This is a genomic window from Oceanobacillus saliphilus (assembly GCF_023522835.1).
In the GTDB taxonomy this organism is placed as follows: Bacteria; Bacillota; Bacilli; order Bacillales; family Amphibacillaceae; genus Oceanobacillus; species Oceanobacillus saliphilus.
The window spans coordinates 1-280 of record NZ_JALCZU010000075.1; the positions used below are offsets into that span (position 1 = coordinate 1).

Below are 280 nucleotides of genomic sequence, written 5' to 3' on the forward strand. Positions count from 1 at the left end.
GCCGATAGTCGGGGTATGAGAGACGGCGATACCGCCGAGAATGTTAGCCATCAGATAACTCCACTTATCGGTGTTCGAGGGGGGATGACAAAGCGTCAAGTTCTGCCTCTGTGAGTCGAGGCTTAGCGTGATTCATACGGTGCAACAAAATACAGATCCCCGCCAGGCAGGCCGGCAGCGCAAGCACCAAAAAGATCGACGAGTGTCCCGGCACGGCCAGCATCAGCATCCCGCCCAGCGTGGAGCTGAGGATAGCCCCGGTACGGCCGATACCATGCAT

General features: G+C 57.9%; 1 pseudogene. It reads right to left on the reverse strand.

The features are described from left to right. Positions 1-64: 64 nt before the first annotated feature. Positions 65-280: pseudogene (locus tag MN204_RS20505) on the reverse strand (hypothetical protein); the annotation flags it as partial.